Origin of the sequence: Streptomyces sp. LS1784 (assembly GCF_020103755.1) — a bacterium.
Taxonomy (GTDB): domain Bacteria; phylum Actinomycetota; class Actinomycetes; order Streptomycetales; family Streptomycetaceae; genus Kitasatospora.
In genome coordinates, this window is the sequence record NZ_JAHSQD010001212.1 from 1 (window position 1) to 752 (window position 752).

Annotated in this window: 1 pseudogene; it reads right to left on the reverse strand. The window is 77.3% G+C overall.

The annotated features are described in order from the left end of the window. Window positions 1–752, reverse strand: a pseudogene (locus tag KS423_RS46590) (hypothetical protein); the annotation flags it as partial.

Genomic DNA, 752 nt, shown 5'->3' on the forward strand with positions numbered 1-752 from the left:
CGGGCGGCGAGGGCGCGGTCGGCGCCGAGGCGGCCGGCCAGTTCGCGGATGTGCTCCTCGCGGGCGCTCGCCCGGGCGCGCAGTTCGCGGCGCTCGCCGTCGGCGGCGGACTCGTCGTGCATGGCCGGGTTCGGCGGCACGAGGAAGAAGGCCGGCTCGTCGGTGATCGGGGCGATCAGCGAGGCGGCGGCGCCGACCGCGACGGTGGAGCGCGGCAGCAGGGCGGCGGCCTGCAGGGCCTCGCGGGCGCGCTCCAGCGAGGCCGGGTCGGTGACGACCACGCCGTCGACCAGTTCGGGGCGGGCGGCGAGGATCGCGTCGTGGTCGGCCGGGTCGACGGACTGGGCGAGGTAGCGCCAGCCGGGCAGGGCCGGGATGCCGTGCTCGGCGAGGTACTCGACGGTGGCGAGCACGTCCGGGCCGGGCGGCAGCAGACCGCCGTCGCCGAGGGCGGCGAGGATGCGGGAGTCGTCGGCGGCGGCCGTACGGAGGTCGAACAGGGTGCGTTCGGCGGTGGCGATGGACTCGTCGAGGAGTTCGCGCAGGTACTCGGCGTTGCGGTCGAGCACGGTGGGGGTGAGGAAGCCGGCGTCCTCCTCGGCGCCCTCTTGGTAGGGGGTGAGGGAGAGCAGGTCGGCGAGGCGCTGTTCGGTGGCGAGCAGGGCGGCGGTGCGCTGCTCGGCGGCGAGGGTCCGGGCGGCGTCCTTGCGGGCGTCGCCGGCCCGCTCGGCGGCGAGTTCGGCGCGCGAGGT